At 57.2% G+C, this 14,102-nt stretch carries 13 protein-coding genes and 1 riboswitch; all 13 genes read left to right on the forward strand.

All coding sequences use genetic code 11. From position 1 onward, the window contains the following. The first annotated feature begins 1 nt into the window (after window position 1). The gene (locus BM022_RS00300) at window positions 2–1,693 is read left to right on the forward strand and encodes a GspE/PulE family protein (protein WP_091136074.1); all 1,692 of its coding nucleotides are present in this window, start codon (window positions 2–4) and stop codon (window positions 1,691–1,693) included. After that, a complete protein-coding gene (locus tag BM022_RS00305; protein WP_256208759.1) occupies window positions 1,674–2,498 on the forward strand; it encodes a hypothetical protein in 825 nt (274 codons plus the stop codon). Before BM022_RS00300 ends, BM022_RS00305 begins: the two co-directional genes overlap by 20 nt. Then, window positions 2,498–3,055 carry a fimbrial assembly protein gene (locus tag BM022_RS00310; RefSeq protein ID WP_091135628.1) on the forward strand — a complete coding sequence of 186 codons (558 nt, stop codon included), beginning with the start codon at window positions 2,498–2,500 and terminating at the stop codon, window positions 3,053–3,055. Before BM022_RS00305 ends, BM022_RS00310 begins: the two co-directional genes overlap by 1 nt. Continuing rightward, entirely contained in the window at window positions 3,046–3,636 is a 591-nt protein-coding gene (locus BM022_RS00315) for a hypothetical protein (protein ID WP_091135630.1), read from the forward strand. Before BM022_RS00310 ends, BM022_RS00315 begins: the two co-directional genes overlap by 10 nt. Window positions 3,637–3,641: 5 nt before the next feature. Beyond that, the gene (locus tag BM022_RS00320; protein ID WP_256208760.1) at window positions 3,642–4,181 is read left to right on the forward strand and encodes a secretion system X translation initiation factor; all 540 of its coding nucleotides are present in this window, start codon (window positions 3,642–3,644) and stop codon (window positions 4,179–4,181) included. Next, window positions 4,178–6,439 (forward strand): secretin and TonB N-terminal domain-containing protein, encoded by a 2,262-nt coding sequence (locus tag BM022_RS00325; protein WP_091135636.1) that lies wholly within the window; start codon window positions 4,178–4,180, stop codon window positions 6,437–6,439. Before BM022_RS00320 ends, BM022_RS00325 begins: the two co-directional genes overlap by 4 nt. 5 nt (window positions 6,440–6,444) lie before the next feature. Continuing rightward, complete coding sequence (locus BM022_RS00330; RefSeq protein ID WP_091135639.1) at window positions 6,445–6,945, forward strand: type II secretion system protein; 501 nt, start codon at window positions 6,445–6,447, stop codon at window positions 6,943–6,945. Between the two features lie 54 nt (window positions 6,946–6,999). Further along, window positions 7,000–7,425: a type II secretion system protein gene (locus BM022_RS00335; protein WP_091135641.1), complete on the forward strand. Its 426-nt coding sequence runs from the start codon at window positions 7,000–7,002 to the stop codon at window positions 7,423–7,425. Window positions 7,426–7,454: 29 nt separating this feature from the next. Further along, complete coding sequence (locus BM022_RS00340) at window positions 7,455–8,210, forward strand: type II secretion system protein (protein WP_177191584.1); 756 nt, start codon at window positions 7,455–7,457, stop codon at window positions 8,208–8,210. Window positions 8,211–8,483: 273 nt separating this feature from the next. Next, a complete protein-coding gene (gene epsA / locus BM022_RS00345) occupies window positions 8,484–9,263 on the forward strand; it encodes an XrtB/PEP-CTERM-associated transcriptional regulator EpsA (RefSeq protein WP_256208763.1) in 780 nt (259 codons plus the stop codon). A gap of 470 nt (window positions 9,264–9,733) precedes the next feature. Next, window positions 9,734–9,815, forward strand: a riboswitch (cyclic di-GMP riboswitch). 100 nt (window positions 9,816–9,915) lie between these two features. Beyond that, a complete protein-coding gene (locus BM022_RS00350) occupies window positions 9,916–10,788 on the forward strand; it encodes a PEP-CTERM sorting domain-containing protein (protein ID WP_091135643.1) in 873 nt (290 codons plus the stop codon). Window positions 10,789–10,882: 94 nt separating this feature from the next. Next, a complete protein-coding gene (locus BM022_RS00355; protein WP_091135645.1) occupies window positions 10,883–12,379 on the forward strand; it encodes a hypothetical protein in 1,497 nt (498 codons plus the stop codon). Between the two features lie 130 nt (window positions 12,380–12,509). Then, complete coding sequence (locus tag BM022_RS00360; protein ID WP_091135646.1) at window positions 12,510–14,075, forward strand: ShlB/FhaC/HecB family hemolysin secretion/activation protein; 1,566 nt, start codon at window positions 12,510–12,512, stop codon at window positions 14,073–14,075. Window positions 14,076–14,102 lie beyond the last annotated feature (27 nt).

Below are 14,102 nucleotides of genomic sequence, written 5' to 3' on the forward strand. Positions count from 1 at the left end.
GATGATAGAAGCCGGGACTCTGCTGGCCGAGATACCTCACATCGATCCACATCAGCTTGCTGAGGCGCGGGATGAGGCATCCAGGCGAGGCGTCCCGGTAATCGCTTTTCTAGAGGAAACATACGGCTTCGAACCCGACCAGGTGTTAGCGGAACTTGGCGGGTTGCTGCGTATGCCGGTACTGACGATGGAGCGCCTGCGCACATTCAGCCCCGCGTTCGACATATTGTCCTTTAACGAAGCCGTTGCGGAGGAATGCGCGTTATTTCGCAGCGGAGAGGCATACATCCTTGCGGTCGCGAACCCGTTCGCGCCGAATTTGAGAGCCTGGGCGGATGACCGCATCGATATCCCAACGGCGTGGCATCTGGTCCATCCGGCGGATTTAGCAGCCTTTTTTACGCAGCAGGAACAAACCATGCGCGCGATGGACAGCGTGCTTCCCGCGGCGGCAAGCCGAACCAAGCACGCGGGTGAGGAAGACCTGTCGCTGAAGACGATCAACGAAGGCACGAGCCCAGTGGTAAAGCTGGTGCACTCCACCTTATACGACGCGCACAAATCACAGGCAAGCGACATACATCTGGAAATGGTGACCGGCGCGCTTTCCATCAAATACCGCATCGACGGTGTCCTGACCAGTATCGGAGTGGTGCAAGGAGGGGATTTGGCGGAACAGGTCATTTCCCGCATCAAGGTGATGTCTGATCTGGATATTGCAGAACGGCGCGTGCCCCAGGACGGCCGCTTCAAGGTTTCCATCAAGGGAAGGGAAATCGACTTTCGGGTATCCATCATGCCCAGTATTTTTGGGGAAGACGCCGTGCTGCGTATTCTCGATCGGCAGGCGCTCGCCGATCACGTCGAGGGTCTAACCCTGGATCATCTTGGCTTCGAGTCTGTGACAATGGCGAGTTTGCGCCGGCTCAGCGCCGAGCCCTACGGTATGCTGCTAGTGACTGGACCCACGGGCAGCGGAAAAACCACAACGCTTTATGCTGCGATTTCGGAAGTCAATACGGGTCACGATAAGATTATTACCATCGAGGATCCAATCGAGTACCAGTTGCCAGGCGTGTTGCAGATACCCGTCAACGAGAAGAAGGGATTGACCTTCGTGCGTGGTTTACGCTCGATTCTGCGCCACGACCCCGATAAAATAATGGTTGGGGAAATTCGCGATCCGGAGACGGCGCAAATCGCCATCCAGGCCGCGTTGACCGGCCACTTGGTATTCACCACGGTACACGCCAACAACGTATTCGACGTCATCGGCCGGTTCTCCCACATGGGGGTGGACCCCTACAGTTTTGTCTCGGCTCTGAATGGAATTGCCGCGCAGCGGCTCGTCCGCCTGCTGTGCGCGCATTGCGCGATGGAAGAGCGACCGGACGAGCAGCTGATCGCAGTGTCCGGAATCGACCCGGAGCGGGCGAAAACGTTCCGGTTTCGCGCGGGAAAAGGCTGCGGCCACTGCCGGGCCAGCGGTTACCGAGGACGAAGCGCCATCGCCGAGATGCTGATATTGAATGATGAAATCCGCGAACTCATCGTAGCGCGGGAACCGATACGTCGGATCAAGGACGCGGCGAAGCGTAACGGCACCCGTTTCCTTCGCGACGCGGCGCTGGATATGGTGCGGTCAGGGCAGACGAGCTTGCAGGAGGCAAATCGTGTCACCATTGTGGCGTGACCGGCTGCAGGTTTTTTTGGCGCCTGGACGCGTGGATTTGGCACGCCTGCAAAAAGGCATCAAGCCGAGGCAGGCGGCCCGGCTGGCTGCCGCGTGCAAACAGAAGCCGGGGCTGCCCGCCTGGGAGGCTCCGCTTGAGCAATTCGAGCAGATGATTGAAAATGCTGGCGGTGCGGACATGAGCATCACGCTTTCCAATGCCTTTGTTCGCTATGTAGTCCTGACCGCTCAACCATCAATCGCAACCCCGGCTGAGCTGCATGCATATGCCGCGTTTCAAATGCGCGAGGTATTCGGCGAACGTGCCGCGGCATGGGACATCAGCGTCAGTTCATGGGACCCATGCAGCGGGGGGATATGCGCTGCGGTTGAACGCAGCTTCCTGGAACGGCTGGGGGAAGTCAGCGCGCGGGGCAAGGCGAGGGTGAAGTATGTCGAGCCCTATCTCACGGGCGCATTCGACCACTGGCACAAACGATTCAATAAAAGCCGGACATGGTTCGCGTTGCTGGAAACCGGACGCCTTTGCCTCGCGCTGGTGGAGAATGGCGCGTGGCAACGCATAAGCAACCAGCGGATCGTGCATGGTGCGGAAGACGAGTTGATTGCGGCGCTTCATCAGGATGCGATACTTTTCTCCGTGCACAAGGAAGCGGACGAGACGGTTTACCTGTTCGCGCCGGAGCATCCCGAATTCACTTTGCCGGAGGACTGCGGCTGGCGCCTAGCCCACCTGCAAACTGAAAGCATGCCTGCTCCGCCCCACTATCCAACCATGGCCGAAATCGGGGCTGGAGCAGCCTGATGCGCCGTCTGAGGCTGAGATTTCCGGATAGCGGGGGCGGAGCGCAGCCTGCGGGTTACGTCGTTATGATGCTGGGCGCGGTGGCATTGGCGGGTGTGCTGTACGAGTTCAATATGGCCGTCAACGAAGTGGCCTATTGGGATACGCGTATCGCCAGCATTGAGCGGCGGGCGCAGCGCAGTACTGTAGGAAAAGTAGGGACAGGGCCTCAGCAAACATCGTCGCCGTCATCCTATGCAAGCAGCCGCGACATGAAGCAGGAAGTAAAAAAGGCCAATGCGGTAATGAGCGAACTTGATTTGCCGTGGCAGGCGCTTTTTGACTCGGTCGAATATGCAGCCAATCCTGATGTGGCTCTGCTTTCCTTTCAGCCGGATGCTGCCGGCCGCATCATGCGTATCGGGGCGGAGGCAAAGAACATCGCGGCGATGCTGGATTTTGTCGGTGCCCTGGAACGCGAGCCGGCGCTCAAGGACGCCCATCTGCTTAAATATGAAATCAAGCGGGACGACCCTCATCGCCCCGTCATTTTTCTGTTGACCGCATCATGGACGTGAGCATTTTGACAAATGCCGGGCTGCGCCTGCGTTGGCAAATGGAACGGCTGGGCATTCCTGGAAAAATCGGCTTTGGGCTCATTATCTTTTCAGCAGTTTTTTTTATCGCCGCCGTGCTGCCGCGCCACGCGGAATCCGACGCGGTCATGGCCAAGGCCGAAGCGATGCAGGCGCAACTAAAAGCAGAGCCCGCCCAGCCCGCCCCAGCCCGCGGCGTGGTGGCCCGAAAGGCGGTCCACGGAAGCCAAGGGTTGCAGCTGTTTTACGAGTTTTTTCCGAAGGTGGATTCGACCCCGTTCTGGATCAACGAAGTGGTACAGTCCGCGACCGAGCACGCGGTGGAGATTGACGGCACGGAATATCGCATGGTGCGAGAGAAGGACGTGAAGCTCGCGCGCTACGAGATGCTGGTGCCGGTGCGGGGCAGATACGCCCAGGTGCGCGGTTTTATCGCGGATGCCTTGCGTTCCGTTCCGCCCATGGCGCTAGTCGATGTGGCGATAAAACGTGAAGGCGTGGAGTCGGAATTGCTGGACGCGAATCTCAAATTCAATCTCTATCTGAGCGAAGGCCCCGGATGAAGGCAGTGGCAGCACCAGGGGGGCATCGCATATTATGGCTGGGGGCGGCATTGCTGGCCTCGCTCCTTGCTGCGCAATGGGTCAGTGGAGAAGACGGCGCTGCGGATCCGGAAGCGGCGGAAGCAGAAACAAGTTCCCGAAAACCGACCCGCGCAACGGTCAGTGATCCGCCGAAGGAAAAGGAGCAGGAAAATGAGCTGCTTCGGCTCGATCGGTTGGAGAGCAGGAAATTCAATGCTCAGGCTGGCGACCTTTTTCGCTCGCAATCGTGGGCGCCCCCTCCCCCTCCCCGCTCCGAGGCCGAAAAAAACCAGCCGCCCCCGCCGCCTCCGCTTCAATTCAAATATTTGGGGAAGATTATCGAAGACGAGGTAACGCAGGTGTTCCTTGCCCTGGCGGAACGCAACTATGTTGTCAAGCCGGGCGAAAACATCAATGGCCAGTACCGCTTGGATGAGGTGAACGACCGCGGAATCACAGTTACCTACCTACCGCTCAATGTCAAACAGATGCTCGCCATCGCGCAGCCTGGAGAGACTCGATGAGAGCCCAGGCATTTGTTTTGCTGGCAGTGCTCCTGGTCACGTTTGGAGGATGCGCAACCAAAAAGGAGCCATTTACGGAAGCCAAGGAGCTGCTGGCGGAAGGCAAGATAGACATGGGCCTCGCCAGCCTGGAAGAGGCGGCGCGAAAGGAGCCGGATAATCTTCAGATCCGGGCCATGCTTGCCCGTCAGCGCGAGGCGATAGCCGCCCGCCACGTGCTGGATGCGGACAGCGCCCGGTCGAGGGGGAATCTCCCTGCGGCGGAGCAAGGCTATCGCCGTGCACTGGAGATTAACCCGGACAAGGAGCGTGCCCAGGAAGGCTTGGCTGGCCTGGACATGGACCGCCGCCATGTCGACCTGTTGAAGCGTGCGGAAGAATTGATGGCGCGCAAGGATTATGCGGCTGCAGAACACGAACTCCGCACCGTTCTTCAGGAAAACCCAAATCAGAAAGATGCTCGCCGTTTTTTGCACCAAATTACCGAGATAGAGTTCCAGGCGGAAAAGGTGAGCCCGGCATTAAAAACGGCGTATAAAAAACCTGTCACCCTTGAGTTTCGCGACGCCGGCTTGAAATCCATCTTTGAAATCATGGCGCGCACCGCCGGAATAAATGTCGTTTTCGACAAGGACGTCAGGCAGGATACCAAAACGTCCATTTTCGTGCGCGATACCAACGTCGAGGATGTGTTCAAGCTTTTGCTCATGACCAACCAGCTCACGCACAAAGTGCTCAACGAAAACTCGGTACTGATCTACCCAAATACGCCTGCCAAGCAAAAGGAGTATCAGGAATTGGCTGTCCGAAGTTTTTACGTTGTGAATACGGATGTGAAGCAGATCGTTGCCATGGTCAGGGGATTGGTCAAAACCAAGGATATGCACGTCGACGAAAGGTTGAATCTTTTCGTCATGAAGGATACGCCAGATGCGATCCGCCTGGTCGAACGGCTGGTGGCCGTGAACGACCTCGCCGATCCCGAGGTCATGCTGGAAGTCGAGGTACTTGAAATCAGGCGTGATCTTCTGCGTAATCTTGGTTTCCAGTACCCGGATCAGGTCCAGATTAGCATGCTGACGGCGGCCACCGCAGCTGCGGGCGTTCCGATACCGGGAGATTTTAGAATTAGTTCCGCCGGGGTCAATGGCGGCACCTCTACCATCGATAACCTGACGGCTATCATCAAGAATCCGGCATTGATAATCAACCTCAAGCAAACCGAGCAAATTGTCAACGTTCTCGCCAATCCCCGCATTCGGGTGAAAAACCGTGAGAAGGCAAAAATACTCATCGGTGACAAGGTACCGGTTGTTACCACCACCGCGACTGCCAACGTTGGCGTGGCATCGTCCGTGAGCTACCTCGACGTGGGGCTCAAGCTGGACGTCGAGTCCACGATCACCTTGCAGGACGAGGTATCCATGAAGGTCAGCCTAGAGGTCAGCAATATAGTGAAGGAAATCACGATAGCAAACGGGGGCCTGGCCTATCAGGTTGGCACGCGCACTGCTTCGACCACGCTCGCGCTGAAGGATGGAGAAACACAGATTCTGGCGGGATTGATCAGCGACGACGAACGCGCAAACCTCATAAAGGTTCCCGGATTGGCTGAACTTCCGTACCTTGGGAAACTGTTCACCAGCAAGAACTTTACGCGCAACAAGACTGAAATCGCCCTTTTGATCACACCGCGGATCGTACGGAATATTTCGCGTCCGGCCAGGATCGATAGCGATCTTCATTTTGGTACCGAGAACGCGGTAGGGGCGCGTCCGGTCACTCTCAAGAAGAACCAGCCCCATTCGCTTGCGATGTCCTCTTCCGGAGCTGCCGGCGGCGCCGGCTTTGCCGCCCAGGCTGCGGTTCCAATGGATGAGCCAAGGCCGCCGAGAGAGAGAGAGCCTGAAGCGGGTGCCGGCGGCGTGCCAGTGGTGACGTTAGTGGGACCCGAGCAAGTGCTCGCCGACAAGGAATTCGCGGTCAGCGTAAGCTTGGGAGGGTCAGACTCGCTGCCGCCCGCCGAGCTGGAACTCAGCTATGATGCCAGCGCGCTCGAATTGCTCGATGGCGGCGAGAAATCCGGCTCCCGGACGTTGAAGATGGGTAAGGGTGGAGGGGGCGCGGAACTGCGCTTCAAAGCGGTTTCGCAAAAACCGGGCACAACTCAGGTCTCGATCAAGGGTGTCACTTTACAGGGCGACAGCGGTCTCCCGGAAATTCCTTTGCCGCCCGCCATCAGCATTGACATCCGTTGAAGCCGATGGCGACTGGAAAGTTGGTCGCAAGGCTGAAAGCCGAGGGCGGTTTCAGCTTAGTCGAACTAACCATCGTCGTCGCGGTTATGGCGGTGCTGGCTTCCTCGGCTGTTCCCTTGTATGAACTCCACGTGAAGCGGGAAAAAGAACACGAACTGCGGGCGGGACTGCGGCAGATCCGGGAGGCGATCGACGCTTACAAACGCGCGGTACATGACGGCCGGATCGCCAGGAAAGCGGATGAATCGGAATACCCGCGCAAACTGGAGGATCTGGTGACCGGCATACCGGACATCAAGGATCCGGAAAAGCGCAAAATCTATTTTTTGCGGCGGTTGCCGCGCGACCCGATGTCTGAGGATGCGTCCTTATCCGCCACTGAAACCTGGGGGAAACGTGCTTATGAAAGTCCGCCCGATAATCCTCAGGAAGGCGACGATGTTTTCGACATATTTTCCCGTTCTCAAAATATCGGGTTAAACGGTATCCCTTACGATAAATGGTGAGCAGCGTTACCGAACCATTTCTATAAGACCCGCCGCTGGGACCATGACTTGATTATGCATAACAGGCAAAGGGAAAATCAAAGCGGCAGCAGGTTAACGGACGCTGACGGCCGCGGTTACCGCGGCTTTACCCTGGTTGAACTACTGGTCGTGATGGCGATCATCGCTACGCTGCTCAGCATTGTCGCGCCAAAATATTTTAATTCATTAGACCGGTCGAGGGAGACAGTGCTTCGCCAGAATCTGAATGTCATGCGCGATTCCATCGATAAATTCTACAGCGACACCGGGAAATATCCCGGGGATCTGGCGGAGTTGGTGGAGAAACGGTATTTACGCGCTGTTCCAGTTGATCCTCTTACCGATAGCAGGGAAACATGGGTTGCAGTTCCTCCGGCCGACGGGACGAGCGGCCTCTATGACATCCACAGCGGTTCTCCCGAACAGGCGAAGGATGGAACGTATTATGGCGCGTGGTAGCTAAAGCTGAAGCGCGTCCCGTGTGCAGCATGTCCAACGAAAAGGGTTATACCTATATCTGGATGATGTTCGCCGTTGCGCTCGCCGGCATTGCTCTGGCTGGCGCGGGTCAGATGTGGAAAACCGAAGCGCGACGGGAAAAGGAAACGGAGCTTCTGTTCATCGGAGAGCAGTTCAGGCTCGCGATCGGGTCGTATTACGAAGGGTCGCCCGGCGCCAAGCGCTACCCGGATTCGCTTGAAAGATTGATTTCTGACAACCGCTTCCCGACCGTTACCCGGCATCTGCGCAAGATTTTTCATGATCCGATGACCGGTGCTGCCGAGTGGGGATTGATCACGCGGCCCGGCGTCGGGCTTATCGGGGTGCACAGTCTGTCGACTCAGAAGCCGCTTAAGAAGGCAAATTTTCACGAGCGCTACACGTCGTTCTCGGGGGCCAACAGTTATCGCGAGTGGAAGTTTATATATCTGCCGGGAGAGGCCGGCGGCGGGGCTTCCCAGTCTCAGCCCCAACCCCAGCCCGATCCGAACTCCCCTTCCGATCCGAAATCACCTACTCAAGCACAGCCTGATTCGCAGCGGCAGCCGCCACGCGACTCGTCTCCCTTCCCGGGTTCCCCCAGTCCATCGGATCCATCGGACGAAACCGACTCATCTCCCTTTCCGGGTTCCCGCAACTCATCCAACGAACCCGGTTCGTCACCCTTTTCGGGTTCCCGCAACCCATCCAACGAAAGCGACTCTTTTTCCGGCGGCCGGAGCCGTCCCGCTAACCCCCCCTAAATCCGCTTTTCGAGCAAATTTTTGACCTCGTTCCACTCGAGGGGTGACAGCCGGGTTGCGAGCTGCGGATTTCTGCCGCAAAAAGTGGTATCAGCCGTAGCGCGGATGCGTTATGTCATGGTCCTTTCTGCCCACTCCACATTCATGAAGTTGACACAATATCTTCATGGTTTTGTCATGCTGACCTCAGAGAATACTCGGTTAACAGAGATTAATAAAAAACAATGCAACCCGGCGCTTCACACCGGAAATGCGTATAACATAAAGCCAGGCATGAGAGACACTGAAAGGTTTATTGCTCTGACGGAACGGGAAATGGAGTATCTGTTCCGCATCATCGATTCATCCACTTCCATTACGCAACGACACCAATTTTTTTTGTGGGCACAGGGGGACGTGCAGAGTCTTTTGCCGCATGTTGCCCTTGTTTGCATATTGGACGAAGGCTCTGGGGAATCCATCAGCATAGAAAAGTTTAGCCGGACGCAATTATTCGAGGCTCAATTTGCCGACCTTTGCCGGCCCGAAGGCGGAATCATATTCCGGCTGATGTCCGCCTGGAGCGCGGGCAAGAACCAGCCATTGCTGCTATGTCCGGGTAAGCCCCATACCACGGTGTACAGGCACTTTGCGACCGACCTCAAGCGGGGCAATTTAGAACGCGTTGCAGCACATGGAATGTATGATGCCAACGGCCGTACAAGCAGTTTTTTTGCCTTCACGCAGTTTTCCGCCACTTTAAACGAGCGCCATGCATATTTCCTCGAACTGCTCATGCCTCACATGCATATGGCGCTGGTGCGAATGCTGTTCCATGAACGGCATCGCAAGGAAGGGGCAGTGGCGGGAAAACACCGCAAACTCATTACAGACCGGGAAACCGAAATTCTGCGCTATGTACAGTCCGGCAAGAACAACCATGAGATCGGGCACTTGCTCAATATCAGCCCGCTTACTGTAAAAAATCACATTCAGAAAATTTTGCGCAAGCTGGATGTCAATAACCGCGCTCACGCAGTCGCCAAAGCGATGGCGTTGAAGATCACCCTTTAGCAAAACCAGGATCCGTGTGCCGCCAGCGCTTTCACCGTCGGCTTCCATAGCAGCGGAGGGACCTGCCTCAGGATGAGGATTCTCGCTACATCGGCTCTTAAAAGCATGGTTCTCCGCTATCTCGTTATTCGCTCATTCCGTCATCCGAGCGGTGCTTCAAGCACGCTCCCTCGTTACCGCCGCGGGTCCGCTTCATCATGGCGCCGGAACAAAGCCATTCCAGAATCGGGGATTCTCATTCATTGGTATAGTCCGAACGCTTCATGGAACGGGTGTCAGACTACCGATTTACCGTCACATACCAGCGGTACCATGCTAAAGCGGAATGGAACAGCGATCGAAGTTGCTGGGAAGTGACGATAGGCACGGAACATAGCCGGAAAGAATCACAGAAAGCAAGGCCGCCTTTCACAAGCGCTTAACGATGTTTTCATACACTGGCGGCGGCCGTAAGAGGTGTATGCAGTGGCCAGGAATAAAGCCAAACCCGTTGCGAAGCGGGGACGGAAAGCTGCGGGTCTCCCCGTCAGGGAAGTCAGCCGGGCTGCTCCTAGATGTTAGACGTTGGCCGGACTGGACGCGAGGTCTCATGGACAAGCGAACTGGTTGGAAATTCAGGCAACTCATTAATTTATCTAAGGGAGCATCAGCAATGAAAATCAACTTCAAACTTAAGGCGCTCGCAGTTGCAGTCATCATGGCCGTCACCGCGCCCGCCTTTGCCGCCGTCGATGGCGGCGATTCCGGCAACGGCGAACTCTTGCTTAATCTGCGCTACTACGGTGGCGCTTCTGCCACCTCGGGCGATGATGACATCTCCGGGTTATTCGACCTCGGTTTCAAAATGGACGACATGATCGCAGCCAACGGCCAAGCTGGTTTCACCAGAAGCTGGGATCTGACCACCGGCGCCTACGGCGCATCCTGGAACCAACTGATAAGCTTCGTTACCCCCGCTAATGTAGGTAGCATCCAGTTCAACGTTATCGCCCTGGACAACACCGATGCAAATTCGAAAGGCGGTTCGCGTTACTTGACCACCGGTAGCGTCGATAGCTGGCCGAGCCAAGGAAATACGAACGTAAAAGGCTTTGCCAACATGGAGAAATATATCGATGCCAACAACGGCCGCGGCACCCATGCTTCCGACGCAAATGGTGCAAGTGTTGCTAAGCCGACTGACGCCCCGGATACTTTCTTCGGCGCAGTCAATGGCCTAACGCAAGGAGACGATTGGCTGGCAAAGACCACTGTCGATACCACCCAGCAACTGGGTACAGAGCAGAATTTCTGGTTCCTGACCACCTCTTCCACCTCCAGCCTGGCCCAGGCCACCAAGACCCCGTTCGGTGTTGACCTGAACCACGACGGTCTTATCGGTGCCGACGAATACACCAAAGTTTCGTTAAGCGAAGCAGGTGTCCTTACCATCACCAGCCCTGTGCCCGAAGCCGATACCTGGGCCATGCTGCTGGCCGGGCTGGGGATGCTCAGCATGATGGTCCGCCGCCGCACAGGCGTCTAACCGGAGATCTCGCTGAAGCTTTCACCTCTCTCAGAACAGAGCGGAAAGCGCAGGGATTGATTCCAGTATTTAACCAGTTAAAAAAGGATACAAAATGAAAATGAGACTGAGTAAAATCGCGCTGGCGATCGCATCGCTTGGCACGGCTCCGGTTGCTTTCGCGCTGACCCCTGCCCAGATCGCGGCGGGTCCAACCACTTATGTTTGGCTGTCCGGAGCCTCCGCGCCGACCAACGCGGTGTTCCGCAGTGTGATGTCGCTTTGCAACGGGCTGGCCGGAAACGGCGGCACCAATGATGCGCACATGTATCTGGAAGCCGCCGGTACCGAACCAGGCAAGAGCAGCGGCGACCGCGTGGCGTATGCCTGTACCATGAGTTCAGCCGCAGGTTCGCTGGCCGGAAAGAAAGTCGTGGTATACCATACCGTTGAGGGCGGTTCCTTCAACGCCTATGCGCCGCACCTGAGCATGAACGGGGAGCCTAATCCCAACGGCTATCTGCCGGGCAATATCAAGCGCGTCAACAACCTGGCGTTGCTGGGTGGCGCGGGCAAGTGCGCCGCGGGTGCGGCCGCCACGACCAATGTCACCTTGAACGGTGTGGCTTATCCCATCGGCCGCTACAATAGCTGCACCGACGTCGTTACCAAGACTTTCAGTACCTCGGTCAAGGGTGATGCTTCCGCTCTCCCCGGGCAAAGCTATCCCGACGGTGGTTTTTCCGATACCGAATACCGGATCAACAAGCAGAACCTGGAGATCCGCGCGGAACTTGGCGAAATTGGCTCAGAGGTGGCGACCAACCTAGGCCAGGCCTTCGGCGTGGCGGTAAGCTATCCCTTGTATCACCAGTTGCAGAAGAATGACGTTGCCGCCGGGGCGCTCGCCGCCACCTGCGACGATGGCACTGCGACCGCCCCCAACCTTACCCCTGCCTGCCAGCCTACTCTGCCGTCAGTACGCTATACCGCTGTTGCAAATAGGGATACGGTCGGTGGAGTGGACGGCAGCCTGTTTGGCGGCCCAGCCGGTTCTATAGTCAATTTGGCGCGCCGCGTCCCCACTTCCGGCACGCAGTCGGCTTCCAATATACGTTTCCTGGACAAGCCTTGCAGCACTGGGTTGTCGGGCGGGTCATTGGAACCAGCACGCGCCACTGACAGCACCGGCACGGCGATTGTCACCGAGCAGTCTGGCACGGGCGGCGTTAAAACCGCCCTCAATGCGGCGACCGGCGCGAACCAGTTCGGCCTGGGTGTGATGTCCATGGAAAACACGCCCGCCCCGACCGCTACCGCTGACCGGTGGGCGTTCGTCAAGCTCGATCGGGTTTCCCCCAACTCCGATGCTCAGCAGCGCGCGGAAGCGATGGACGGCTCCTACGACTTCTGGTATGAGCTCGCGGCCTTCACTGCCGCAGGCTCTGTCAGCCCCGCCAGCGCCGCGGGTACTGCGCTGATCTCCGCTGTCACCACCACGCTGGGCGAAAGCGATCTAAAAGGTATATTCGCCACACCAGTGGCCGGCTCAGGCGGCCCGACCGGCAAAGGTGCGCGTCTCGGCAACTCCTGCCAGCCGGCAGTTCAGTAGTTTTCGCACTATCCGGACGGTGCAATGCCGTCCGGGCGAGGCGACAGGGACAGCCCACTCCGGGCTGCCCCATTTTGCGCTTACAAGAACAAGAAAAAGCATGCTTCAGGTTGGCTTTTAAATCGTGCGAATGACGAAAATAGCGCTGTGGGTAAGCTGCGTATTGTGCCTGATCGGCCTTATGCCTCTGTCGTACGCATATGCACAAAATGCACAGTTTGACGTATTCGAATACCGGGTCGAAGGCGCCACGTTATTGCCGGTAGCGTTGATCGAGGAGGCAGTTTATCCGCATCTGGGCGAACAAAAAACGCTGGACGATGTGGAACGAGCCCGGGATGCGCTGGAGCGGGCCTATCATGCCGCGGGTTACCTGACGGTCCTGGTGACAATTCCACAACAGAAAGTGGAAGAGGCGGTGGTGCGGCTGGCGGTGACGGAAGCGCCGGTGACGCGTTTACGCGTCATGGACTCCCGCTATTTCAGCCCGGCGGATATCAAAGACACCATACCCGAGCTGGCCGAGGGGAATGTTCCGAATTTTACCGAAATGCAGAAACAGCTGGCGAACCTGAATCGCTCCGCCGATCGCCGGGTCACGCCCGTGCTTCGGGCGGGAAAAACGCCGGGCACGGTGGAAGTGGATTTGAAAGTAAAGGATCAGTTGCCACTACATGGCAGCATCGAACTGAATAGCCGCCAGATCCCGAATACAACACTCACCCGGCTCAGCGCGAACGTAAGCTGGGACAACCTCTGGCACCGGCAGCATAGCCTTGGCATCACGGGACTTATCGCGCCTCAAAACCCCGACGAGAGCAAGGTAATTTCCGCCAATTACACCTTGCCGGTGCCGACTGGCGGCTTCCTCGCGTTGTACAGCGTCTATTCCGATTCCAACGTAGCGTCAGTGGGAGCGCTTAATGTGCTGGGCAACGGCGTAATTGTCGGAGGACGTTACATCCTTCCGCTCCCAGGAGGTGAAAAATTTTTCCACACCGCGACGCTGGGCATGGACTACAAGGATTTTGGCCAAAACATTCAACTGCTCGATGGCGGCAGATTCAATACGCCCATCACGTATATGCCTTTCACCGTCGGGTGGGATGGCACCTGGGTTGGCGATCGAAGCATCACCAAACTGGGACTATCGGTCAATTTTCACCTGCGCGACGTGGTGGGAAGTGAAGCTGAATTTGCCAACAAGCGTTTCAAGGCCCATTCCAACTATGTATTTCTGCGCGGCAACTTTTCTCATACGCACACCATGCCGCAAGGCTGGGGATGGACGGGCCGTGCGACTTGGCAGCTTGCGGCGCAGCCGCTTATCAATAATGAGCAAGCTATCGTCGGTGGGATAAACACGGTGCGCGGATACCTGGAAGTCGCGGCATTGGGCGACGACAGCGCTAGTGGCCAGTTTGAAGTCTTTACGCCCAATTATGCCGACTACCTGGTCAGGGGGATCAACGAGTTTCGTTTGCTGGCTTTTATCGATGGCGGGGTCGTGCGCGTGCAGCAGCCATTGCCCGGCCAGATAGACCGGTTCGATCTGGCGGGCACCGGCATGGGATTTCATCTCAAGGCCTGGAAGGGAGCCTCCGCCGACTTTAGCTGGGCGGTTGCGCTGGAGGATGTCAACAGGACCAGGGCGGGAGACAAACGGGTGCATTTCCTGGTGCGGCAGGCATGGTGACGCGACCGACGCCAGGTTGCATTGCCC

It is taken from the genome of Nitrosospira sp. Nsp14, from assembly GCF_900113575.1.
Lineage (GTDB): Bacteria > Pseudomonadota > Gammaproteobacteria > Burkholderiales > Nitrosomonadaceae > Nitrosospira.